25 protein-coding genes and 1 tRNA gene are annotated in these 23,828 nt (G+C 46.6%); 6 read left to right on the top strand and 20 right to left on the bottom strand.

All coding sequences use genetic code 11. The features are described from left to right. Positions 1 to 121 precede the first annotated feature (121 nt). From ACTRXI_RS11390 to dapD, 3 genes are all read right to left on the bottom strand, one after another. Entirely contained in the window at positions 122 to 1,240 is a 1,119-nt protein-coding gene (locus ACTRXI_RS11390; RefSeq protein WP_474262590.1) for an N-acetyldiaminopimelate deacetylase, read from the bottom strand. Then, positions 1,240 to 2,451, bottom strand: a complete 1,212-nt coding sequence (locus tag ACTRXI_RS11395; protein ID WP_474262592.1) for an aspartate aminotransferase family protein — start codon at positions 2,449 to 2,451, stop codon at positions 1,240 to 1,242. The genes ACTRXI_RS11390 and ACTRXI_RS11395 overlap by 1 nt, the downstream gene beginning before the upstream one ends. 91 nt (positions 2,452 to 2,542) lie before the next feature. Beyond that, positions 2,543 to 3,256 (bottom strand): 2,3,4,5-tetrahydropyridine-2,6-dicarboxylate N-acetyltransferase, encoded by a 714-nt coding sequence (gene dapD, locus ACTRXI_RS11400; RefSeq protein ID WP_474262594.1) that lies wholly within the window; start codon positions 3,254 to 3,256, stop codon positions 2,543 to 2,545. 149 nt (positions 3,257 to 3,405) lie between these two features. Here dapD and rraA point away from each other — a divergent pair, with 149 nt between their 5' ends. Further along, positions 3,406 to 3,879: a ribonuclease E activity regulator RraA gene (gene rraA, locus ACTRXI_RS11405; RefSeq protein WP_474262596.1), complete on the top strand. Its 474-nt coding sequence runs from the start codon at positions 3,406 to 3,408 to the stop codon at positions 3,877 to 3,879. Here the strand turns inward: rraA and ACTRXI_RS11410 are convergent. From ACTRXI_RS11410 to ACTRXI_RS11420, 3 genes are all read right to left on the bottom strand, one after another. Further along, the gene (locus ACTRXI_RS11410; RefSeq protein WP_474262598.1) at positions 3,876 to 5,078 is read right to left on the bottom strand and encodes an MFS transporter; all 1,203 of its coding nucleotides are present in this window, start codon (positions 5,076 to 5,078) and stop codon (positions 3,876 to 3,878) included. The genes rraA and ACTRXI_RS11410 overlap by 4 nt on opposite strands. A 161-nt stretch (positions 5,079 to 5,239) precedes the next feature. Then, on the bottom strand, positions 5,240 to 5,665 hold the full coding sequence (locus ACTRXI_RS11415) for an HPr family phosphocarrier protein (RefSeq protein WP_474262600.1): 426 nt from the start codon (positions 5,663 to 5,665) through the stop codon (positions 5,240 to 5,242). A gap of 63 nt (positions 5,666 to 5,728) precedes the next feature. Continuing rightward, positions 5,729 to 6,841: a mechanosensitive ion channel family protein gene (locus tag ACTRXI_RS11420; protein WP_474262602.1), complete on the bottom strand. Its 1,113-nt coding sequence runs from the start codon at positions 6,839 to 6,841 to the stop codon at positions 5,729 to 5,731. A 168-nt stretch (positions 6,842 to 7,009) separates the two neighbouring features. Between ACTRXI_RS11420 and ACTRXI_RS11425 the strand changes: the two genes are divergently transcribed. The 3 genes from ACTRXI_RS11425 (at position 7,010) to ACTRXI_RS11435 (ending at position 8,139) form a co-directional block, all read left to right on the top strand. Then, positions 7,010 to 7,273 (top strand): hypothetical protein, encoded by a 264-nt coding sequence (locus ACTRXI_RS11425; RefSeq protein WP_474262604.1) that lies wholly within the window; start codon positions 7,010 to 7,012, stop codon positions 7,271 to 7,273. 242 nt (positions 7,274 to 7,515) lie between these two features. Continuing rightward, a tRNA-Val gene (locus tag ACTRXI_RS11430) sits at positions 7,516 to 7,591 on the top strand. Between the two features lie 236 nt (positions 7,592 to 7,827). Beyond that, positions 7,828 to 8,139 (top strand): hypothetical protein, encoded by a 312-nt coding sequence (locus ACTRXI_RS11435; RefSeq protein WP_474262606.1) that lies wholly within the window; start codon positions 7,828 to 7,830, stop codon positions 8,137 to 8,139. Positions 8,140 to 8,176: 37 nt separating this feature from the next. Here ACTRXI_RS11435 and ACTRXI_RS11440 read toward each other — a convergent pair whose 3' ends face one another. The 4 genes from ACTRXI_RS11440 to ACTRXI_RS11455 all read right to left on the bottom strand — a co-directional run bounded on the left by ACTRXI_RS11440 (position 8,177) and on the right by ACTRXI_RS11455 (position 9,594). After that, the gene (locus ACTRXI_RS11440; protein ID WP_322524533.1) at positions 8,177 to 8,398 is read right to left on the bottom strand and encodes a hypothetical protein; all 222 of its coding nucleotides are present in this window, start codon (positions 8,396 to 8,398) and stop codon (positions 8,177 to 8,179) included. A 120-nt stretch (positions 8,399 to 8,518) separates the two neighbouring features. Next, entirely contained in the window at positions 8,519 to 8,917 is a 399-nt protein-coding gene (locus ACTRXI_RS11445; protein WP_474262608.1) for a DUF3942 family protein, read from the bottom strand. A gap of 139 nt (positions 8,918 to 9,056) precedes the next feature. After that, on the bottom strand, positions 9,057 to 9,293 hold the full coding sequence (locus ACTRXI_RS11450) for a hypothetical protein (protein WP_091610094.1): 237 nt from the start codon (positions 9,291 to 9,293) through the stop codon (positions 9,057 to 9,059). 73 nt (positions 9,294 to 9,366) lie between these two features. After that, positions 9,367 to 9,594, bottom strand: coding sequence for a hypothetical protein (locus ACTRXI_RS11455; RefSeq protein WP_474262610.1), 228 nt, complete (start codon positions 9,592 to 9,594; stop codon positions 9,367 to 9,369). 141 nt (positions 9,595 to 9,735) lie between these two features. Here ACTRXI_RS11455 and ACTRXI_RS11460 point away from each other — a divergent pair, with 141 nt between their 5' ends. Next, complete coding sequence (locus tag ACTRXI_RS11460; protein ID WP_474262612.1) at positions 9,736 to 10,653, top strand: aldo/keto reductase; 918 nt, start codon at positions 9,736 to 9,738, stop codon at positions 10,651 to 10,653. A 45-nt stretch (positions 10,654 to 10,698) separates the two neighbouring features. Here ACTRXI_RS11460 and ACTRXI_RS11465 read toward each other — a convergent pair whose 3' ends face one another. The 10 genes from ACTRXI_RS11465 to ACTRXI_RS11510 all read right to left on the bottom strand — a co-directional run bounded on the left by ACTRXI_RS11465 (position 10,699) and on the right by ACTRXI_RS11510 (position 21,946). Next, positions 10,699 to 11,964 (bottom strand): L-lactate MFS transporter, encoded by a 1,266-nt coding sequence (locus ACTRXI_RS11465; RefSeq protein ID WP_474262614.1) that lies wholly within the window; start codon positions 11,962 to 11,964, stop codon positions 10,699 to 10,701. Positions 11,965 to 12,107: 143 nt separating this feature from the next. Beyond that, positions 12,108 to 13,163 (bottom strand): Gfo/Idh/MocA family protein, encoded by a 1,056-nt coding sequence (locus tag ACTRXI_RS11470; protein WP_474262616.1) that lies wholly within the window; start codon positions 13,161 to 13,163, stop codon positions 12,108 to 12,110. Beyond that, complete coding sequence (locus ACTRXI_RS11475) at positions 13,163 to 13,900, bottom strand: ThuA domain-containing protein (RefSeq protein ID WP_474262618.1); 738 nt, start codon at positions 13,898 to 13,900, stop codon at positions 13,163 to 13,165. The genes ACTRXI_RS11470 and ACTRXI_RS11475 overlap by 1 nt, the downstream gene beginning before the upstream one ends. A 186-nt stretch (positions 13,901 to 14,086) precedes the next feature. Continuing rightward, the gene (gene xylB, locus ACTRXI_RS11480; RefSeq protein ID WP_474262620.1) at positions 14,087 to 15,565 is read right to left on the bottom strand and encodes a xylulokinase; all 1,479 of its coding nucleotides are present in this window, start codon (positions 15,563 to 15,565) and stop codon (positions 14,087 to 14,089) included. Positions 15,566 to 15,581: 16 nt separating this feature from the next. Continuing rightward, a complete protein-coding gene (gene xylA / locus ACTRXI_RS11485) occupies positions 15,582 to 16,916 on the bottom strand; it encodes a xylose isomerase (protein WP_474262622.1) in 1,335 nt (444 codons plus the stop codon). A gap of 44 nt (positions 16,917 to 16,960) precedes the next feature. Continuing rightward, entirely contained in the window at positions 16,961 to 17,782 is an 822-nt protein-coding gene (locus ACTRXI_RS11490) for a carbohydrate ABC transporter permease (protein ID WP_474262624.1), read from the bottom strand. Between the two features lie 19 nt (positions 17,783 to 17,801). Then, positions 17,802 to 18,680, bottom strand: a complete 879-nt coding sequence (locus ACTRXI_RS11495) for a carbohydrate ABC transporter permease (protein ID WP_474262626.1) — start codon at positions 18,678 to 18,680, stop codon at positions 17,802 to 17,804. Positions 18,681 to 18,777: 97 nt separating this feature from the next. Further along, positions 18,778 to 20,091: an extracellular solute-binding protein gene (locus tag ACTRXI_RS11500; RefSeq protein ID WP_474262628.1), complete on the bottom strand. Its 1,314-nt coding sequence runs from the start codon at positions 20,089 to 20,091 to the stop codon at positions 18,778 to 18,780. Positions 20,092 to 20,155: 64 nt separating this feature from the next. Beyond that, on the bottom strand, positions 20,156 to 20,749 hold the full coding sequence (locus tag ACTRXI_RS11505) for a YesL family protein (protein WP_474262630.1): 594 nt from the start codon (positions 20,747 to 20,749) through the stop codon (positions 20,156 to 20,158). A 24-nt stretch (positions 20,750 to 20,773) separates the two neighbouring features. After that, positions 20,774 to 21,946: an ROK family protein gene (locus tag ACTRXI_RS11510; RefSeq protein WP_474262632.1), complete on the bottom strand. Its 1,173-nt coding sequence runs from the start codon at positions 21,944 to 21,946 to the stop codon at positions 20,774 to 20,776. A gap of 248 nt (positions 21,947 to 22,194) precedes the next feature. On the opposite strand from ACTRXI_RS11510, the gene ACTRXI_RS11515 reads away from it, so the two are divergent. Next, positions 22,195 to 23,817, top strand: coding sequence for a glycoside hydrolase family 43 protein (locus ACTRXI_RS11515; protein WP_474262634.1), 1,623 nt, complete (start codon positions 22,195 to 22,197; stop codon positions 23,815 to 23,817). Positions 23,818 to 23,828 lie beyond the last annotated feature (11 nt).

Here is a 23,828-nt window from a genome sequence, read left to right on the forward strand (position 1 = left end):
CCAGGCTATTTCTTTTTATCATAGCACAAAAAAACTGCCGACAAACTCTAAAATTAGAGTCATTGTCGACAGTCTGAGACGGCAGGGGCTTTAAAAGCCCCTGCCGTCTTTTATCGTTTTTTTACCGACTGTGCAGAAAATCAGTGAAAAATTCCACCGCTGTGTCTATCGCTTTTTCGGATGGGCTGATCCGGTTATCGTGCAGCCCGTACGGCGTATCCACCCCGAGCCAGACCATCGTCCCTGGAATGTCCCGGAGAAAGTAGCCAAAGTCTTCTCCCGTCATTGCTTCCCGGCTCTCCACATAGTTGACCCGGCCATGGCTCTTGGCAAACGAAGCCAGATCCGCTGTTTTTGTTTCATCGTTATACACCTGGCAGTAGTTCGCTCCCCAGTCCACTTCCGTTTCACAATGAAAGGAAGCTTCAATTCCTTTTAGCATTCCGGTTATTCTTTCTTTAATCAGCTTCATGTTGTCCATCGAAAAGGTGCGGATCGTCCCTTCCACCCGGGCGGATTCTGCAATAATGTTCTGCTTGGTTCCTGCCTCAATCGTACCGATGGTTACAACGGCCGGATCGAGTGGATCAATGTTTCTTGCCACAATTGACTGAAGCTGAGTCACAAAGTGGCTCGCTGCCACTACCATGTCTTCTGTCTGATGGGGACGTGCCGCGTGTCCGCCTTTACCGTGAAGGTTGATAAACAATTCGGAGGTGTTGGCAAACAGCACCCCCGGCTTTGTCGCAATCGTGCCCACCGGGTGCTCTGGAGCTATATGCAGGGCATAAATTTCATCCGGCTTCCAGGCCTTGAATTCGCCGGAGCGGAGCATCGGCTCTGCTCCCCCCGGTCCTTCTTCTGCCGGCTGAAACAGCATCACCACGTTTTGAACCGGGCGTTGCTCAGCAAGGTTCTGCAGTATGCCAAGCGCAATTGCCATGTGCATGTCGTGTCCACAGGCGTGCATCATCCCCTCGTGCTCGGATGGAAACTCCAGACCTGACTGCTCCTGGACTGGCAGGCCGTCCATATCCGTCCGGTAGCCAACTGTTTTTTCCGGGTCAGAGCCTTCAATGCGAACAAGAATACCTGTTTCCCATGTTTTATATGACAGGTGTTCCTGCGGCAGAGCTCGAATCACATCAAGCAGATACTGCTGCGTTTTAACTTCTTGAAACCCCGGCTCCGGAATGCGGTGCAGATCGCGGCGGAATTTCGTTAAGTCAGTTGAAGTCATTACTGCACGCTCCTTTCTTTAAGGGCGTTCATTTCTTCTGCAAGGGTTTCAATAAAGGTATCCACTTCAGCTCGCTCAAGGGTCAGCGGCGGCAGAAGGCGGATAATACGCTGCTGTGTAATATTAAACATAAACCCTTTCGCTAGCAGCTTCTCCTGCAGTGTTTTGACGAATGAAGCATCGGCATCCAGCACTACACCAATCATCATGCCGAGCCCCCGGATTTCCTGCACAAATCCTTCGCTTTCCTTTTTCCAGTCTTCGAGACGGGACCACAGGTATTCAGCCCGTTCACGCCCCTTCTCCAATTCCTTTTGATCATACAGGACGTCGAGCACCGCATTTCCCATCGCGGCGCTGAGCGGTGAAGGTCCGAAGGTCGTGCCATGATCGCCCGGGTGAAATACTTCCTGCACATGCTCTCCTGCAATCATTCCTCCAAGCGGCAGACCGCCGCCGATGCCTTTGGCAAATAAAATAACGTCCGGCTTGATATTTGTCCGTTCGTAGGCGAAAAACGTGCCTGTGCGTCCAATTCCGGTCTGAATTTCATCTACGATAAACAGCACGTTGTATTTTTCGCAGAGAGCTTTCGCTTCTTCCATAAAAGAAGGGGAAACCGGCTGAATACCGCCTGATCCTAATATCGGCTCGAATAAAAATGCGGCCGGCTGCTTCGTCTTAAGCACTTTTTCAAGTGCCTCCAGGTTTTCTGCTTCCACTTCATATACAGGATAGTCTGCTGCAGGAAAATCCTGATAAATTCCGGGCTGGCGCGTCAGCTGAATAACACCCAGCGTCCGTCCGTGAAAGCTTTTTTCGAGCACAGCGATTCCTTTTTTCGGCGTTTCCTGGCTGCTGCCCCATTTATGCACAAGCTTGACTGCTGCTTCAGTGGCTTCCGCTCCGGAATTTGCAAAGAATACCTTCCCCGGGATACTGAGCTCAATCAGCCGTTCCGCCAGGCGGACCGCCGGTTTGTTAATAAACATGTTGGAAATATGCAGAAACTGGTCTGCCTGTTCCTTCAGCTTATCGAGCAAATAGGGGTGCGAATGACCGACAATATTAACGGCCAGGCCGGTAAATAAATCGAGATATTTGTTTTGTTCGTTGTCGTATAAGTAATTGCCTTCCCCTTTTTCCACTACAATCGGAAGACGCTGGTACGTAGACATTATATAGTGCTGGTCTTTTTCAAGCCAGTTCATGCTGTTTGCCCCTTTCGCGTAAATGAAAAAGAAAGGCCCCTTTTGGAACCCGTCCCAAAAGGCAGCCTTTCACCGTTACGTTGTTGCGTTGTTATTTTAAGCGGCGCAGTTCCTGTTTAATTTCTGTTTTTCCTTTTGTCTGCTCGTCAATTTCTTTGATGACGCGTGCAGGAGTACCGGCAACGACCGTATTTGGCGGCACATCTTCTGTTACTACGGCGCCCGCAGCTACGACTGCGCCTTCACCGACAGTGACCCCTTCAAGGATCACGCAATTGGCGCCAACCACAACGCCGTCTTCGACAACGACCGGCTGTGCGGATGGCGGCTCAATGACGCCGGCAAGGACTGTTCCTGCACCGATGTGGCAGTTGTTACCCACGGTGGCACGTCCACCCATTACAACGTTCATATCAATCATCGTGCCTTCTCCGACAACGGAGCCGATGTTAATGCTTGCACCCATCATGATGACGGCACCTTTACCAATTTCCACCTGGTCGCGGATGATCGCACCCGGCTCAATGCGTGCTTCGATGTCTTTCAGGTCAAGCATCGGGATCGCACTGTTTCTACGATCGTTTTCTACGACAAAATCTTCAATTTTGTCCGCATTCGCTTCGATTCCCTCTTTAATATCTTCCCATTCACCGAACAATACGCCGGTGTTTCCTGTAATAAACCGCTTCGTTTCATTTCCAAATCCGATAGCGTCCAATTCGCCGGTAATATGTACTTTAACCGGAGTGGATTTTTTACTATCTGAAATGAACTGGATAATTTCGTTTGCGTCCATTTGATTCATGTTTTACATCCTCCTTCAAATTTCTCTTTCCTAGATTATCATATCGCCCTTTGAAAGCAAAATGATAGTGGCATCTTTTTTCTGTTCTTATGCTATTTTCTTTCTTCTGGGAAAGCCTTACAATGAAAATAATAAAAGGAGGCATACATATGGGTAGAACAGCTGACATTTGTGACGAATACGGAAACGAGGTTTTTGTCGCCAATGAACCGTTTTTATCGCACGGGCCGGTACTTTCCTTCGAAGGTCCGGTGGAAACAGTACGGGTATTTGAGGATAACGTTCTTGTCGAGCAGGCGCTTGGTGACATCCCCGCCGGCAGCGTCCTTATAGTTGACGGCGGCGGTTCATCCCGGCGCGCTCTCCTCGGGGACAACCTGGCAGAAATTGCTGTTAAACGCGGACTCGCAGGTATTATCGTAAACGGCGCAATCCGCGACAGTGATGAACTGCGCGAAATGAATGTCCGGGTGTTTTCCCGTTTCACCAACCCACGGAAGTCCGTCAAGGAAGGACGCGGTGAACGCTCCGTTCCAGTCGATTTTGCCGACGTCACCTGGACACCCGGGGATTACGTTTATGCGGACAGCGACGGCATTGTGCTTCTCCCTGCCAAAACCTAGCCCGCCTCCACCGGCATTAGACGGCGCACGCTTGTAAGTGTAACTATTAACAGAAGCAGACCGCCGGCAATGACGCCGATCCAGCCAGCTATGGGCCAAAGAAGTCCAAAATATATACTGCTGAGACTTCCGCCCAGATAATAAGAGGTCAAATAAAGTCCCGAGGCGCTCGCCCGGGCTTTTTTTGCGTTTTTTGTCACCCATGAGCTTGAGGTGGAATGCGCAAAGAAAAAGCCAAAACTCAGTACTGCAAGCGATGCAATAACCACCCACAGCTGCGGAACAAGCGACAGCATCAGACCGCCGGCCATAATGAGGATGCCGGTCTGCATACAGTCTGTCTGTTTAAAGCGCTGCGTTAATTCCCCAGCAAGGCTCGAGCTGAATGTGCCCGCCCCGTATGTTAAAAAGAGCAGACCCAGAACCGCCGTGCTGACGAAAAAAGGGTCCCCGTCCAGGCGGTAGGTAATAAAGTTAAACGTGCCGATAAACACGAAGAAATTCAATCCGCCGATGATATAAGCGAGCCGCTGGACTGGATCTTTAAGGTGAAACAGCGCATTTTTCCACGTATCGCTCCACTCCAGAGGCTTTGGCTTGAAGTTTTTCGAAGCCGGAAGCAGAAAAATCACCAGCAAGGCAAGCAATACGCTTACTCCGGCCATGAAAAAATATGCCGTCCGCCAGTCAAACCAATCAGCAAGCACGCCGCTCATTACTCTTCCACCCATCCCCCCAAGACTGTTCGCGCTTACGTAAAATCCCATTGCTACTGTCATCGCCCTCGGCGTAAATTCTTCCCCGATATAGGACATAGCCGCAATGGGAATACCGGCAAGCCCCACTGCCTGTACCATTCGCAGCAGCAAAAGCAGCCAGAAGGAGCCGGCAAACGGAATGAGGAGCGTAGCTATCGTTCCCCAGATCATTGCATACACGATGATTTTCCTCCTCCCTTTCGCATCGGATATCGCGCTGATAAAAAAGAAGCTTACTCCAAGCATCAGCAGCGACAATGAAATGACAAAGCTCGCTGTCGCTTCGCTTACATTGAATTCTCCTGTAAACAATGGAAGCAGTGGCTGGGGATAATACATATTGGCAAAAATGAGCAGAGAGGCAAGCCCAAGGGCAATGGAGGCCCGCCAAAACGTTCCAGTATGCCGGTCGATCATAAAGCATTCGTCCTTCCGTCTCATTCGTCGTTGCTGCTTGTATTATACAACCAGTATGTACGATTCGTTCCTTTTTATTTTACCCGTTTTAGCACGTTATATGCTTAGCATTACCCGGGTCTTAGAAAAATGGCTCTTAATACAGCTGAAGACCCGGACGCTTTTTCTGGCGCCGGGTCTTCCTATTAGCTGCGTGTCGTTTTCAAATACGAGCGTGCAATATTTCGTACATTGGGATTCCAGTGGGCCATGCATCCGGCCATTGCCCGTTCCACATGCTCCGCTGCTTCGTCTTCCCAGTAGCCATTGCTGTTCTGATGCTCTGCTGCTGCTCCAAGATATTCAGCTGCCACCCTGGCAACTGCTTCTTTTTCTTCTCCATGTACCTTGAGTTCCACCTTGTCCCCAAGTCTGATGCTTGTAAACAAAGACATCATGCCGAGTACGCTTTTACCATTTGCGGAAGTTCTCCGCTTTTCAAAAAACACATCTGCTTTAAATGTTTCCAGTTCATGCACAAATGACAATACTTGACTGGCATTCAGTCCACGGGTTAACACGAATGTTTCCACTCGTTCCATCGAATGCATCGGCTCCTTTTTTTCGTACATATTCCTTCTGACAAACATTCTTATTATAACATGTACGTTTCATTTGCCAACCGTGAAGCCCGCTTAATTATTGTCGGAGATGTGATAATTTTCTTCAGGCGCTTTTTCAATATAAATAGACTGTGTTGGATAGGCAAACTGAACGCCTTCCTCCTGAAGGATACGAATGATTTCAAGATTCAGCTCTTCTTTTATTTCCGCCCATTCCAAAAATGCGGTCGTTTTGGTAAAGCAGTAAACCCACAGGTCGAGCGAGGAGCTGTTAAATTCTTTAAACTGCACAAGAATCAGTTCTTTATCAATGTCATCACGGTCATTCAGCATCTCTTCAAGACGCTCCCGCAGCTGCAGCACCTGCTCCCTCGGTGTCTGGTATTCAATGCCAAGCGTCATATCTATTTCCCGCTTACGCATTTCACTCCAGTTCGTAATCGCTTCGTGGGCAAGTGTATTGTTTGGAACGATGACAATCGAATCAGCGAAGGTACGCACCTTCGTGCTCCGAAATGAAATATCTTCCACGATTCCTTCCACCGTCGGCGTATAAATCCAGTCGCCCCGCTTAAACGGGCGCTCCACTACAATAATTATACCGCCGATAAAGTTAGCCACCATGTCCTGGGCGGCGAGAGCAAAAGCCAGACCGCCAAGGCCGAGACCTGCCACAAAGCCGTTAATGTTAAAGCCCCAGGATGAAAGAATAATGGTGAATGCAAGCGCAACGATAATAATCCGCAGCACCCGGGAAAGAAAAGGCACCAGCATATTATCTTCCTTGCCCTCGAGCCGTTTAATCATCGGGTTAAAGAGCATCGAAGACGTGTTCAGAAGCTTGTATGTGCCCCATGCTACGAGCACGATTAAAATCGAACCGTACAGGCGGTTGATAATAGTCATGGAATCCCACGGTATAGGCAGATACAGCAGCGCTAAGTATATGCCGAACACGGCAAAAAACATCCGGATCGGCCGTTCAAATGATACTAAAACATTCGTGAAGAGCTGTGATCTCGATTGGTGAGTCATCTTTAAAATGAACCTGAAAATGTATTTAGTAAAAAGCTTCCGAAAAGCAAACACGAGAAGTGCAATCAAAACGGCTACGCCTATATCAATCCAGGGCAGCTCCACAATACGTGTCTGCCATTCCATCCAAAAGTCTGCATATGCCTGCATGAACATCCCTCCACCTTTGTCCCGTTCTCTCTATATTTTAATGCTGCCACCAGGCAGTTTACTGCAGGGTTCCTGCTTTTCGCATTTGTGGATATCTTTCAAACCTAAGGTATGGTAGCATGTAAGTCGGAAAAAGACATCATCACAAAGGAAGGTTTAGATAGTCGCATGGATTTACTTATTTTACTGCTAATTGGTTTTGCTGTAAATACGCTCATATACCAGCTTGCCCGTTTGATGCAAAAAGTCTCCGGGCGAAGTCTTCCGCTTCTGGGTATCACTTACATTGCTTTTTTCGGAGCGCTGTCGCTCGGCATTTTTAACCAGGGACCGCTCGGGTTCATTCTTTCCAACCTCAGTCTGGGCATGCTTGCTTTCTGCTTATTTCTATTCCTTCAGCAGCGGAAAGAAAAACAGCAAAAGGAAAAGTAATTCATTTTTTATGGATATGTACCGCAAACGATAAAGATTTCTGTTTCTGCCGCAGGTGCTTATACGACTTCAGTATCTCCGGCAGAAACCGGACTTCGGCAAGGCTTTTAAGCTTCACTGTCCCGAGGAAATGGAATGGCAAGCATAAATCCCTGCTTTACCTGCTGAAATTGGCCACAGAAGGATTGACACCGTTCTTTTCCTATTGTATATTATTTCTGTCGCTTCATTCCATATCATTTGTTCCGTTAGCTCAGTAGGGAGAGCGCCACCTTGACAGGGTGGAGGTCACTGGTTCGAGCCCAGTACGGGACACCATAAATAATAAACTACAGCAGGAGCCTTTGGCTTCTGTTTTTTAATTTGCATAGCCTGGGCTGTTTATAGTCGCCACTTTCTTTAATACATCTATTACCTTACCCATTATTTTACAATAATTAGTGCACCTCATAAAATTTATGTATATTCTCGTGCCATCCTTTTGTATCCTCTGCTTTTATTAAACCGTTTCAGGGTATATTATGGATAAACAAATACTGAAAGGAGGAATACGGATGAGTTCATCATCAATAGATAGTTCGAATTTCGTAGAGGTGTATTTTGATCCTTCCGCCATTCCGCTTTTTGAATTAAATGGATTCCAGAGCGAAGGCACCTTCGAAGAGCATTCCAGCTACGTTAAAGCAGTAGTGTCTTCGGAGAATTGCGGTATTGAAGAAGCGGGGATCTACTTCTATCAGGAAAAAGCCAGGAGCACTTCCGGAGGCAGCAAGACCATCTTTGTTCCTATGCGTTTTATTCTTACTGTAGTGGAGCATTCCGAATCAAGGGGGCCTATCGGCTATACGGATCCAAATACTCTTTAGCACAGTCAAAGGCAGAAAGCTGCGAGCTTCTGCCTTTTTACCGCAGAACGTATATATGCCGCCCAAGCTGGATAATTTCTTCATTCTCAGGAAAATAAACCCGCTCAAACGTCGGATGAAAACCGCTGTCCTGCATGGAGTGTATATCGGCGACCCATCCCCCTTCCCCCGGCCAAACAAGGCAATGCAGCATGTGCCCTTCACTACAAATGATTACCTGCACCTGGCGAATATGCCGGTCAATATAAACAACCCCCATGGCGTATACCCCCCCTTAATGACAATATACCCATTCAAGGCGAATCGAGACTTATTTCCCGATTAATTATTTAATATTTTTTCGAAACAAAAAAAGCGCCGCAGCGGGCGCTTCTTCGTTCTATAATCCCAGGATATCGCCGAATGTATTTTGAAGATGGTTCCGGACGATATCCATATCGAATTCTTTTTCTTCTTCCCGGCTGTACATTCTGCCATTCTGGACGTATATGACATCGAGCTCTTTCGTCGTATCATCTGTACTCTGCGTTACTTCAATGTGACAATTGTCGTCGTCTGTGCGGGTTTCAAAAAGCAATTCACGATTATCGATGGTCATATAGCTGCGGTGCTTCGAACCATAGCTGCTGAACGAATCGTTTTTCACTTCACCGATCTCTTTGTTCAAATTATTAAAGTACTTGGCAATTTCCCAGTTTACTTCGTTCATAATGTTTGCGTCTTCATTTACTTCCAGGTATTCAACTGCCTTAGCTACGAACTCATCTTCGAAACTCATTGCCATCACCCTCTTCTTTAAAGTAATTCCCCATTCTACAGGTTATACGGCTTCTCCACTACTGCAGCAGAAAAATTATGTAAAAAAAATTTATTAAAAAAGAGTTATGTTAACTGCTCATAAAAACAGTTAACATAATTTATTTCACTTCTACTACATACACACCAGCATCAACATATCGGATCAGCATCAACTGTCCATTGCCCACCATCGAATCAATAGTTTTTAACGCAAAAGAACTGTCAATGCTGTTTCTATCTTTTAATATAGCGGCGACATCTTTATTAGTCAGTGGCTTTTCATTGTCCTGAATAATATTTTTTATTGTTTTTGCCCCTCTGGTTTGTAATATAATGTTCACCCCTTTGTTTATCATTAATATTCTATTTCCGAAAAGTCTGCAGGGTAATCATCAAATTACAACTATTTTTGAATCCACGGGTGCAAAATTACTGGTCGCTCTCATGCAAATGATTTTCTTTTTTCTGTTTGACCTGTAATTTCCCTCTTCGTATTGCTTCCGTTATAACTAAACAGAGCGCTCCGGCCAAGACATGAATGAGTGCCCATACATAGCTTTGCAGTACGAGGCCGACAATTATACCTAGACCGATATTCCATATCCCGATAATGAGCCAGAATAGAATAAAATAACTGTTTATTGTTCTTCGTTTCATGTCTGACATCCTTTAATGTTTTTCTACAAATTACCATATTTATGTGTAAAAGTCATTTTTCATGTTTTTGACAGCGTTATCATCCCTATTGCACATCCGTCATGTTACACTATTCTTATCCTGAAAAAAAGAGGTGCTCAGATGAAACAAATGCAGTTAGGCAGCAGTTCTCTTCACGTATCCAATATAGCACTCGGGTGTATGCGCATGAATGAGCTTTCTATCGATGATGCTGAAAAAGTTTTCCGCACTGCTCTTGAGGCAGGGGTGAACTTTTTTGATCATGCCGACATTTACGGCGGCGGCGATTCTGAAGACATTTTTGCCAGAGCGGCCGGCATGAACGATGACCTCCGTGAAAAAGTGATTCTTCAGTCCAAAGCCGGCATCCGTGGGAATTCTTTCGATTTTTCCAAGTCCCATATCTTAAAAACCGTCGATGAAAGCCTGAAGCGCCTTCAGACAGATTATCTGGATGTACTGCTTCTTCACCGTCCCGATGCGCTTATGGAGCCCGAAGAAGTCGCGGAAGCGTTCGACAATCTCCAGGCCTCCGGTAAAGTCCGGCATTTTGGTGTCAGCAACCAGCATCCAATGCAGGTTGAGCTTTTAAAGCAGCACGTTAAGCAGGACCTGATTGCCAACCAGCTGCAGTTCGGTTTGATGCACTCCCTCATGATAGACCAGGGATTGAATGTAAATATGAAAAACGATGCCGCAGTGATGCGTGAAGGCGGGCTGCTTGAGTACAGTCAGTTGAACAGTATGACTGTTCAGGCCTGGTCTCCTTTTCAGTACGGCATGATGGAAGGCGTTTTTGTCGGCAATGACAAATTTCCGGAAGTAAACAAAAAACTCAGCGAATTGGCCGAGCGCTACGACATTACTGAATCTGCGGTAGCGGCTGCCTGGATTCTGCGTCATCCGGCCCGCATCCAAACCATTGTCGGAACGATGAATCCAGAACGACTGGCAGGTATCGCCAAAGCTTCTGAAATCACTCTGACACGTGAAGAATGGTATGATCTCTATCAGACAGCCGGCAATGAACTCCCATAACAATAAAGACCCCTTTTCCCTGAATAAAGGAAAAGGGGTCTTTCTTTATGCTTTCGCTGCTTCTGTGCTTTCTTTTTCTTTGTTCTTTCTGACTTTTTTAATATTAAATCGCATTACGATCATAGCCGCCAGGGCGACTACCAGAAGAATATTAAACAGGTAGAACGATAAGACGTAGCTTCCTGTTGCCGAAACGATGCTCGAAACAGCTGTCGGACCAGCAACTCCGGCAAGAGCCCAGGCGGTTAAAAGGAATCCGTGAATGGCTCCGAGCTGTCTCGTACCAAACAGATCACCGATATAAGCCGGTAGACAGGCGAAGCCGCCACCGTAACACGTAATAATAATGAATAAGAGAATTGCGAGCAGCACAACGTTAGTCGTTAACGGCAGTAGGAAAAAGGCAACAATCTGAATGAGAAAGAACAGCGTAAACGTGTTCGTTCTTCCAAGATAGTCCGAGAGTGACGCCCAGACAATTCTTCCACCTCCGTTGAAAAAGCCCATTACGCCGACGATGGTAGCTGCTACAGCTGCGCTTGTTCCAGTGATGGACTGAGTCATGTTTGATGCGACTGCAAGCAGCATGATACCCGAAGAAATGTTAATAAACATCACGAGCCACAGCAGGTAAAAACGCATCGTCCGGAGTGCTTCTTTGGCTGAAAGCTGTGCCAGGTCTCCGCCTTTTTGATTTGTTTTAAGGTCTTCCTTCTTATAGCCTTTAGGCATCCAGTCCTTCGGCGGCTTCTTCATATAGCTTGCCCCCGCAAGCATAAGAATGAAGTACGAAGCGCCCAGAATATAAAATGCCCCCGGTATTGATACTGCGTTCATGAGCCATTCAGCTACGGGACTTGTAATCAGCGCCCCGGCGCCAAATCCCATAACTGCCATGCCAGTAGCCATCCCTCTGCGGTCCGGAAACCACATAACTAGCGTAGAAACCGGGGATATGTACCCGATACCAAGACCAATGCCGCCGAGAACACCATAAGAACCAATAAATAATGGCAGACTTTCAAGCTGGACCGCAAGTCCGGCCCCCATTGTCCCGGCACCAAACAGCACGGCTGCAATGGCAGCTGAGATTCTCGGCCCGTATTTTTCCACAAAAAAACCTAGTGAAGCGGCCGACATCCCCAAGAAGAAAATTGCAATGGTGAATGCGAGTGTTACGTCGGAAATGTTCCAGCCAAGTGACTCATTCAGCGGGTTCTGGTACACACTGTACGCATATACTGAACCAATCGATAAATGAATCGCTACAGCTGATAAAGCCATCAACCAACGATTTCGATCTGCTTCCATAATTAGTAAGTCCCCCTTCTGTAATAATACAATCCTCTCATTCCCTCTGAGTATGCATTCAAACGGTCATTCCCAAAAAAATTGTAAAAATTATTTCTTAAGAATTGCTTTAAAATAACGAAAAAAAGCACCCGGATGGATGCTTATACTTCGTCGGCATAGACATTATCCAAACGGACGCTTTTTCCAGTTCTGCTGCTTTCATAAACAGCTTCAATAATCCGAGTGACCCTCAAAGCCTGCTCAGGCTCAACGACAACCTCAGCCTGCCCCAGACATGCCTCTATGAAATTCTTTGCTTGCAGCACATCTTCACGCTCAGAGTTTGTTAAGTGCGGCTCCGTACTCATCATCGAACCGAATTTTGACTGGTAAAGCTCGAGCGGAAAGACCTGGAGTCCTCCATCCACCCCGGAAATACTTAATTCTTCTTTATCTTCTTTTATATTCGCTGCCCAGGATGACTCCAGGAGCAGCGTCATACCATTTTCAAACGTAATATAGCCAGTCACATGGTCCTCCACGGAAAAGCTTTCAGCATCGATCGCTCCCCATTCATTAATCTGGCCAGGAGTTTTACTCAGACGGTCGTATGTTCTTCCGTTCACTTCTACCGGCTGTGGGTCATCCAGAAGCCAGAGAGCCAAATCCAGCAGATGACAGCCGTAATCAATCAGACTGCCTCCGCCCTGAAGTTCTTTATTCGTAAACACGCCCCACCCGGGCACCTTCCGTCTTCGCATCGCCTGAAGGCGTACAACCAGTGGATCGCCAATTTCGCCCTCCTGCACCATCTGTCTCGCCGTACGGGACTCCTGCATGTAACGGTAATGATAACCAATCGTTAACACAGCCCCTGAACGCCTGGATGCGTCAATCATGTCTCTGCATTCAGCGGTGGTCATCGCCATCGGCTTTTCACAGAGCACGTGCACTCCGGCTTCCAGGGCCTGCACGGCAAGTTCTGCATGAAATTTGTTTGGTGTACAAATGATGACTGCTTCAACGTGGGCGAGCAATTCTTCTACAGTGCCGTATACAGCGGGAATATCAAATTCTTCCGCAGCCGCTCCTGCTTTACTGAGATCTGTATCAAAAACAGCGGCTACGTGAGCATCTTCAATTTGCTGAAAAGCGGGAAGGTGTCTCCCGCGGGCAATGCCGCCTGCACCAATAATGCCTATCTGAAGCTTTCCCATTAGTCCTTTCCCTCCGTATCTTTACCCGAGATGGCTTCCAGAGGCCTGGCATTACCATAAACAGGTACTGGTGTATTTTTCGGGGCCGACCACCGGACAGCATTTTTAATCACCGTTTGAATGTCTTTGTTGTAGTAGGTTGGATACGTTTCATGTCCTGGACGGAAATAAAATATCTTTCCCCGTCCCCGGGTGAACGTTGCGCCGCTGCGAAATACTTCTCCGCCCTCAAACCAGCTGATAAACACGAGTTCATCGGGTGCGGGAATATCAAAATGTTCGCCGTACATTTCCTCTTTCGGCATTTCAATATACTCTCCGATCCCTTCAGTAATCGGATGGCCAGGCTCTACGACCCAGAGACGTTCACGCTCGTCTGCTTCCCGCCACTTCAGGTCACAGCCTGTTCCCATCAACATTCGGAATATTTTTGACAGATGGCCCGAGTGAAGCACAATCAGCCCCATCCCGTCCAGTACGCGAGCCTGAATGCGTCTGACAATGACATCCTCTACTTCGTCATGGGCAATATGGCCCCACCATAAAAGCACATCGGTGTCGTTTAACACTTCCTCTGTCAGTCCATGCTCCGGTTCATCGAGTGTTGCTGTGCGTACAACGTCTGCCTCTTCCCCCAGAAAGTCAGCCAATGCACCGTGAATCCCCTTCGGGTACACCTCTTTAACGTCCGGATTCTTGTTTTCGTGCCTGTTTTCGTTCCATACGGTAATGTTCATGCCGTACCTCCTTTAGTCGTTAAACGCTTACTGAATGCGTTACCAAAACCATTTAAATATTTTTAATTCGATTCGGAATCATTAAACCGCTTCCATTTCATAGTAATCCAAAACGTTTCGGATCGCAATCTTCAATTACTTTTTTATTAAAACAGGCAAAAGCCTTTTCGGGCTTTTGCCTGTAAGTCAGGACATTTTTAACGGCGATGTATGGGCATAAATTTTCTTATATGCCTGAAATGATTGTTCATATATCAGTGACTGATCAGGATCCGGGTAAAACGTTTCGCTTTCTTTGACAAACGTTTTTTTGCACTCCTCAAGCGTAGCAAACCATCCTGTACCGTAGGCTGCAAGCATTGCGGCCCCCAGTCCCGGCCCCTGTTCGTGAGCGAGCTTGCGCACAGGGCATCCGAAAGCATCCGCCTGCATCTGAAGCCAGAAGGAGCTTTTCGCTCCCCCTCCAATGGACACAAGGGAATCTATCTGAAAGCCCTGCTGAAGGATGATTTCGTGAGACTCCTTTAGAGAATAAGTGATCCCTTCCATCACAGCCCGGACAATATGGCCTCTCGTATGACGGATATCGAGGCCAATAAAGCTGCCCCTGATCCCTGCGTCCATATACGGCGTTCTTTCACCGGTCAAAAACGGGGTGAACAACAATTGATCTGCCCCTGCAGGCACCTGTGATGCCCGTTCAACGAGCTGTTCAATCGTTTCGTCAAAAAACAGGTTGTCCTTTACCCACTGCAGGCTGTTCCCGGCGGACAGAGTGACTCCCATATAATAATACTGGTCCTTTGACGCGTGATTAAAATAATGCAGACGTCCATCCGGAACCGCTTCGCCGTGATCCGGCACCAGAAGCACTCCGGAAGTCCCTATGCTTAAAAGGCCTTCCCCCGGTTCTGTGATTCCGCTTCCTAAGGCACCGCAGGCGTTATCAGCCCCGCCGGCTATAACGTTCACTCCTTCATGCAGTCCCGTCTGTGCTGCCGCCTCCTTCGTCAGGCTTCCCGCGCTTTCATGGGACTCAATCAGCGGAGGGCAGAACGAGGCGGAGAGATTAAAGCCTTCCCGCATCGTACGGCTCCAAGTTTTGCTTTTCACATCCAATAGAAGCGTCCCGGCAGCATCGGAGAGTTCCATCTGTATACTGCCTGTCAGCTGGTACCGCACGTAGTCTTTTGGCAGTAGAAAAGATGCTGCTCTGCTCCAGACATCCGGCTCATTTTCCTGCACCCAGAGCATTTTCGGAAGAGTAAAGCCCTCGAGAACTGTATTCTGTGTTGCCTCAATCAGCTCGTTCTCCCCGATCGTGCGGCGAATCGTTTCGCACTGCTCCGACGTTCTTGTGTCATTCCAGAGTATAGCTGGGCGCAGCGGGCGGCCCCTGTCGTCCAGGAGCACCAGGCCGTGCATCTGCCCGGAGAAGCTGAGGCTTTCCACTTCCTCTGCCTTTATTCCTGTCTCCTCGAGCAGTGCCTGAATCGATGCTTTCGTCTGCTCCACCCATTCATCTGGGTTCTGCTCAGAATGCCCTGCTGCCGGCTGCTGGACAGACAGTGATTTTGATACAGAGGCTGTCACATCCCCATTCCGGTTCACAAGCAGGGATTTCACTGCACTCGTTCCTAAATCGACCCCTATTACGTATGTCATGCCAGCACCTCTTTGCTTAAACTTTTACTTTATTGTTAGCGTTTAAAATATACTGATTCAGTTTTGCCTTAATAAGCTCCTGTTTACCCGACTGATGTTCGATCGGCTCCTGGAGTTCAAGTGCATAGGCTTCGAGTTCTTTAAAGTTTGTTTTCCCGGCAAGAATATCGCTTCCCACGCCTTTGTCAAAGCTGCTGTAGCGTTCATCCACGATGTTTTCAAATACACGGTCTTCGATTAGCTGGGAGGCTGCCTTCAACCCATACGCAAAGGTGTCCATTCCCGCAATGTGCGCATGGAACAGATCTTCCGGTTTATGGGATGGACGCCGTACCTTGGCATCAAAGTTTAAGCCGCCTGTACCGAGGCCGTCATTTTTCAAAATTTCGTACATCGCGAGGGTGGCATCGTAAATATCAGTTGGGAACTCGTCGGTGTCCCAGCCGAGCAGCAGGTCACCCTGGTTTGCATCCACCGAGCCGAGAATGCCCATTTCTCTCGCATAGCGGAGCTCGTGTTCAAACGTATGGCCGGCGAGCGTGGCGTGGTTGGATTCGATGTTCATTTTAAAATGGCTGTCGAGATCATATTTTTGCAGGAACGCATAGGCGGTAGCTACATCAAAGTCGTACTGGTGCTTCATCGGCTCACGTGGCTTAGGCTCGATCAGCATCTGTCCTTCAAAGCCTATTTCTTTCGCATAATCCACGGCCATGTGATAAAAACGTGCCAGGTTATCCATTTCGCGCTTCATATCGGTATTGAGCAGGGTCTCGTACCCTTCGCGACCGCCCCAGAATACGTAGTTTTCTGCACCAAGCTCTTTAGCTACCTCAAGCTGCTTCTTTACTTTAGCTGCGGCATAGGCATAAACATCCGCATTGTTTGTCGTCGCTGCCCCATGCATAAACCGGCGGTCCACAAACATATTCGCCGTATTCCAAAGAAGACCGATGCCATGTTCTTTCATATTATCCTTAAGCATCGCAGTAATTGTATCGATATTTTGATACGTTTCTTTTAAGGAATTACCTTCCGGTGCAATATCAATATCATGGAATGCAAACCGGGTAATTCCCAGCTTATTCAGAAGTTCAAAGTTTGCTTCCACCCGTGCTTTTGCGAGATCCATACCGCTGTATTTCTGATAGGAACGCTCCATCGTCGGACCGCCAAACGGATCCTCCCCGCCGAAAGTATGTGTATGCCAGTAGGCTACTGAAAAACGGAGCCATTCATCCATCGATTTCCCCATGACAGTTGCGTCCTTGTCATAGTGCTTAAAAGAAAAGTCATTGGCCGAAGCGGCACCCTCGAAGTTGATAGTTGGTACGTTGTTAAATACAGTCATAATGCATCCTCCTAATTGTTAGTTAAAATCATTACTGTGGTGTATCAGCCTTTAACAGCGCTTGAAGAGATACCCTCCACCACTTTGTTGCTGAAAAACAGAAAAGCCAGTAAAACCGGAATGATACTGATAACAAGTGTTGCCCCGATGGAACCCCAATCTGTCATATACTGCCCGATGAAATTCTGAATACCGACGGTCAGCGTCTTGTATTCATCCGAGCTGATAAATGTATTCACAAACACGAATTCGTTCCAGTTGTAGATCATATTAATGATTACAGTGGTAGACATTACCGGCGTTGTCATCGGCAAAATGATCGTGAAAAACAACCGGTTAATCGAAGAGCCGTCCATCACTGCCGCTTCTTCAATTTCTCTTGGCAGAGTATAATAGAAGCCAAGCAGAATCATAATCGTAATCGGTAAATTGTATGTTGTATATGTGAGAACAATTGATAATGGATTATCGATTAAGTTCACGCTGAGAAACATACTGAACAAAGGAATCAGCGCAGAGTGAATAGGAATCATCAACCCGACCATAAACAGTCCCAGCACAAATTTATTCAGCTTCCAGTTCATACGTGTAATCGCAAATGTCGCCATACTGGCAAAAAGTACTGTAAGTACAATAGCCAGCCCGGTAATCCACACACTGTTGAAAAAGTACAGCCCTATACCGCCCTGCCAGACGTTCAGGTAATTTCCAAACTGCGGATCATTCGGCAGCGCAAACGGGGAACCTGAAAAGATCTGGGCATTATCTTTAAGAGAAAACAATACCAGCCACAGCAGCGGAAAGATCTGAAAAGCTGCTACCAGTGCCAAACATGTGTATAACAAAATATATCCAATTCGACCCATAACGTTCACCTCATTTCAACTAGTACTGAATATCTTCTTTGGATGCAGTTAATTTTCTGATGATAACCGTAACGACGAGTGTGATAATCAGCAGTAAAAAGCCGATGGCACTGCCGTAACCGAAGTTATTCGTACTAAAAGCAAGATCATACATGTACGATGCCATTACTTCACTCGAACCACTCGGTCCTCCGCCGGTCATTACGTAGATCAGATCGAAATATTTCAGCGACCCGACGATGGCCAGGACAATGGTTACTTTTACTACACCCATGATTAAAGGAAGCTTAATTTTGTAGGCAATCTGCATTGGGTTCGCTCCGTCAATTCTTGCTGATTCAATCAAGGATTCCGGGATATTTTTCAATGCAGCATAGTATATAAGGATATAAAAGCCTGCGTACTGCCAGAGAATCGGTATGAATATGGCGTACAGCACGACATCCGGGTTCGCCAGCCACGACGGCGGATTTTCAATGCCAATACCGCGGAGAATCGTATTCAGGATTCCGTTTGCCGGGTTGTACACTTTAATCCACAGCTGTGCGATCGCGACAGATGACAAAAGCATCGGAATCAAATAAATTTTTCTTAATAAATCCGCACCTTTGATTTTGGAAGCCAAAATCATGGATACCGCCAGGTAAACCACCAGGCTTAAGGTTGAAAATAAAGCCAGCAGCAGAGAGTGCCATGCACTGTCCCAAAAATCCCCGTCCTGAATGGCATTGATGTAGTTTTCCATGCCAATAAAAGTCATTGACCCGATACCGTTCCAGTCCATGAGGCCGTAATAGCCGGTCAGTATGAGTGGAACTATAATAAGTACGGCAATGAGAAATAAAGCTGGGAATATGTAAAGCGTAATCATGAGTTTATTCGACATAACTTTATTCATTTCACTTGCCCCCAAGCTCTGCATTTACGTCCATAATGCATTCATGAATGATATAAAGGGCAAACCCTGAAGGAATGCCCTTTATTCATTTTTTTATTTACTCGTCTTCTTCTATTGCTTCGTCATGCATTTCAGCAAATTCCTCCGGCGTAATTTCTTCACCGAATAATGATTGAATGGCTGTCAGGTGAGTTTCGGCAACATCCGGGCTCATCTGTACATCCGCAAACAACGTCAGGTTGTCAGCATTGTTTAAATCTTCGAGTACTTCGAGGTACATATCAGGAAGGTCCACGTTATCCGTATTTACTTTCGTAGCTGGAATAACGCCCGCATCACTGACGGATTTTTCGCCCCACTCTTCAGAGAAGTACTTAACAAAATCTTTAGACTCTTCTTTTACGTCAGACTCTTCAGAAACAAACAGCCCTACGCCAGGTCCGCCTACATAGCTGTTCTGATTGCCTTTACCTTCTACTGTTGGGAAGTCGAAATAGTCAACTGCATCCCGGAAATCCTGCGAAACACTTTCATCCGTTGTATAGTTCGGAAGATCCCATGTAGCAATTAAATACATTGCTGCCTGTTCACTCATAAACATGCTTTTTGCTTCCTGGTCGGAAAGGCCGTTAAATCCTTGAGTGAAAGCTCCGCTTGAAGCCAGGTTCTGTGTTTTTTCCGCCGCATTTACCAATGGTTCTTCCGTAAAGGATGCTTCTCCATTGATTGCCTGGTCCAGGAGGTTATCTTCCCCGAGACGATCTGCCATGTACATGTACCAGAGAGAGCCGGTCCAACGATCCTGGTTGCCCAGTGCAATCGGAGCCACGTCGTTTTCCTGAAGCGTGCTTACAATTTCTTCAAGCTCTTCGTATGTTTCTGGTTCTTCTAAATTGTATTCATCAAATATCGCACTGTTATAGAAAACCTGGGCTACGTTCAATTCGAGCGGCAGTCCATAAGTACTTCCGTCCATTTCATACGCTTCCGTAGTACCTTCCACATATGAATCACGCAGGCCGTCCTCATCAAGCACATCATCGAGCGGCGCAAACATTTCACCGTCAACGTAAGGCTCAAGGAAACCGCCCGGCCATGTCATGCCCACATCCGGCAGTTCACCCGATGTAGAAGTTACCTGCAGCTTTTCCTTGTACTGCTCATTACTCAGCACCTCGAGTTCCACCGTAGTATCCGGATTCTGCTCTTCATAATCAGCTATGATGTCGTTTACAATATCGTAATGGTCCTTTGAGCTTCCCTCTGGCCATAAGTGCATAAATTCAATCGTTTTTTGCTCCCCGTCCCCGCCGCCGTCGCCAGAGCCTGAAGATTCCGAGTTACAGCCTGTCATTACCATCGCTGTTGCACAACCTGCCGCCAGAAACGTAACCGCTTTCATCTTTTTCATAATTTCCTCCCCCTTTTCTTAATATTAAGGTAACACCCCCTACATCATTTGTCCAGTAAACAAACTAAGTTTTTATAATTTTTCTGAAAATATTTTTATTAACCACGGTAGCAACAAACGCCGTGGCGCTTATGCCAAATATGAATCCGAGTGCCGGCACCATGTAAAAAATAACCCCCAGAAGACACAAGCTTAACGTTAAAAAGAATAAGTGACCGGGATGAGTCAGCATAATAAAAAATGCATTTTTTAAAACATTCCTTAGTTTATCGTCAAAATGAGCAAACGATGGAAACAGATACAAAAGAAAAACAAATACAAAAAGGATATAAACAAATAGCGGTATGTGCAGCCAGTTCAGCGTATCGCTTGCCGCTATGAACTGAATATCGAGAAAAACAAGCACAAGTAAAAAAAGGACTACCGCCCCAAGTTTATTGGACTGAATAAATTCCTGCTTATATACCTTCCAGAAATAAGAAAAAACCGGCAGATCCCTTTCTCCGCTCACCCATTTCCGCACTACTGCAAACAAAGCATTTGTAGCCGGAAATACGCCTGCGACTACAGCGCCCATCAGCGTAAAAAACACCCAGAGCACCTGCACATAGGCAAAATTCATCACCCATGTAAGCGCTTGATAAATTTTACTGTTCATTATCGGACAAACTCCTTTCCATGCTTATACAACTGTGACTTTGCTGGTTGAAAAAAATGTTTCAATTGAAAAAGCCGCAGAGCCCAGCGCGCATGAATAAATGCTGTTTTCGGAAAAGGATAACGTGAAAGAGTCCCGGAATTCCTCGTGAAGCCGCTGCTGAAACACTCTTTCGATAGGGTTGCGAAGCCACTGCTCCAATTCTGCAAAACGGTTGCCTATAATAATTTTTTCCGGGTTGAATATGTTGATAATATTCGTAAGTCCAATACCAATATATTCCCCTACCTGGTCAAAAGCGTTCAGCACTTCCAGGTTTCTTTCCTTTGCCTTTACGATCAGGCATTCGGTCGTTACTTCTTCCCGGTCTGAAAAGAGATGGGCTGTCTTTTCCACCAGAGCGCCTTCTGAGCTGTACAGCTCCCAGCAGCCTTTATTGCCGCACCGGCATTTCCTTCCATTTGGTTCAATGGTGAAGTGACCGACTTCGCCTGAGATACCGCTGCCGCCCTTGTATAATTGGTCATTAATAAAAATCCCGGCGCCGACACCGATACCAATACTTACATAGATAAAGTTCGAAACGCCCTGGCCGGCTCCGTAACGTTTTTCCCCGTGCGAACCAGCCTTTGCTTCATTTTCAATGAATACCGGCAGTTCGTATTTTCTCTCCAGATGCTGTTTTAAATGCACATTTTTCCACTCCAGGTTTGGGGCGAACAAAATGGTCCCTTCGTTATCGATCAGCCCCGGCACACCTACACCGATTCCCACTATCCCATAGGCACTTTTCGGCGCCTGTTCCGTAAGGTCCTCAATGACTTCCTCCACCTTATTAAACACAGCCCCTTCATCAATGGAAATCAGCGGTTCATTAATTTTAGCAACGATCGCTCCCTGCAGATCTGTCAGTATACCGAGAACATAATTTACTCCAAGATCAATTCCAATAGCATAGCCGGCTTTATTATTAAAAAACAGCATCGTCGGCTTTCTTCCTCCATTGGAAAGCCCTGCCCCCATCTCCTCCACAAGTCTGCCCTCCAGCAGGTCGGCTATCAGACTTGAAACTGTAGCTTTATTCAGTCCGGTATCTTTAGAAATTTGCGCCCTCGAGATTGGGCTTTTCTGCTGAACGGTCGTCAGCACAATTGATTTATTTATTTGCTTTACCAGAGTTTGGTCTCCCGTGCGCATATTATCTTCTCCTACGTCTCAATTTTGTTCGGTTTACGTACATAATAGCATATATTTTCTTTTGGTTATTATATAGTTTTTTAATTAAACAAAGTTATGGGTATCTATTCGCAATAATTTATGTTTTTATCCACTTTTTCGCTTTAAAACAAATTGATAGTTGAGCAGAATCAGGAATTAAGTTATATTTAGTTTATTGCTTATACAATCTATTTTGAAAGCGTTGCCAATTTAAGGAGGCTACTTTCGTGAATGATCAAATTACTAACCCAATTTTGACTGGTTTTAACCCTGACCCGAGTATTTGCAGAGCTGGAGAGAATTATTATATTGCTACTTCCACGTTTGAATGGTTCCCCGGGGTGCAGATTCATCACTCAAAGGATTTAAAAAACTGGGAAGTCGTCAAACATCCTCTCGAGCGGACCTCCCAGCTGAATATGGCTGGCAATCCGGACTCAGGCGGCGTCTGGGCGCCCGCTCTTTCCTGGCACCATAATCAGTTCTGGCTTATTTATTCAGATATTAAACAAATCGACGGCATCTGGAAGGACGGCCATAATTACCTCGTCACCTGCGATACGATTGACGGTGAATGGAGCGACCCTGTGTATTTGAACAGCTCCGGCTTTGATCCTTCCCTCTATCATGACGACGACGGCAGAAAATACCTGCTGAATATGGTCTGGGATTACCGGCCGGGCAATCACCGCTTTTACGGTATTGGTCTGCAGGAATACGACGCTGAAGCAGAAAAGCTGATCGGTGAGCGGCAGATTATTTTCACCGGTACAGATATCAAGCTGACCGAGGGACCACATATATATAAAGTTAATGGATGGTATTATCTGCTTACAGCAGAAGGCGGCACTACCTTTGACCACGCAGCTACCATTGCACGGTCCAAATCACTATTCGGCCCTTACGAGGTCCACCCGGAAAACCCGTTTATTACGTCCTGGCCCTATCCGAGAAACCCTCTGCAGAAAGCGGGGCACGGCTCTCTTGTAGAAACACAGAACGGCGAATGGTATTTTGTACACCTGACCGGCCGGCCGTTAAAAGAGGCACAAAAACCTTTATTGGATCCGCGGGGCTTCTGCCCTCTCGGAAGAGAAACCGCCATTCAAAAGGTTTATTGGGAAAAAGAATGGCCTTACATAGCCGGCGGCAATGAACCTTCGCTATACGTGGAGGGCCCTGGTCTTTCGGAGGAGCCACAGCAATCAGCTTCTCCTGTTTACAGTCATTTTAACACCGGTAATTTGGATAAGAGCTTCCAGACACTGCGGATCCCTTTAGAAGAAAATACGTTATCGTTTAAAGACCGCCCAGGCTATTTGCGGCTGTACGGTAAAGACTCCCTGACGTCCAAATTCACCCAGGCATTTGTCGCAAGAAGGTGGCAGCACTTTTATTTTGATGCTGAAACCGCCGTTCAGTTTGATCCGGATCATTTTCAGCAGTCCGCAGGCATGGTCTGCTATTACAATACGCAAAACTGGGTTTATTTTTACATTACCCACGATGAAAGTAAAGGAAGGATTTTAACCCTTCTAGCTAATGACCATTATCAGTTCGACACGCCGCTTGGAGACAGCGATATTGAAATTGAACGCAATGTAGAAACGATTTATCTTAAAGTCTCTGTACGTATGGACAAGTATTGGTTCTCCTATTCATTTGATGGGAACACTTGGACTGCGGTGGATATTTCTTTTCCTTCCGCTAAACTATCGGATGACCATATCCAGGGCGATGGCTTTTTTACAGGCGCTTTTGTCGGTATGCAGTGCCAGGACAGTTTTTCTTCCAAGCCTGCAGATTTTGAATACTTTCATTATGTTCCTAAAGAAGAAAACGAAGCATAAAATACAGAAGG

The sequence above is a fragment of the Marinococcus sp. LNHM4E3-1 genome (genome assembly GCF_056034405.1).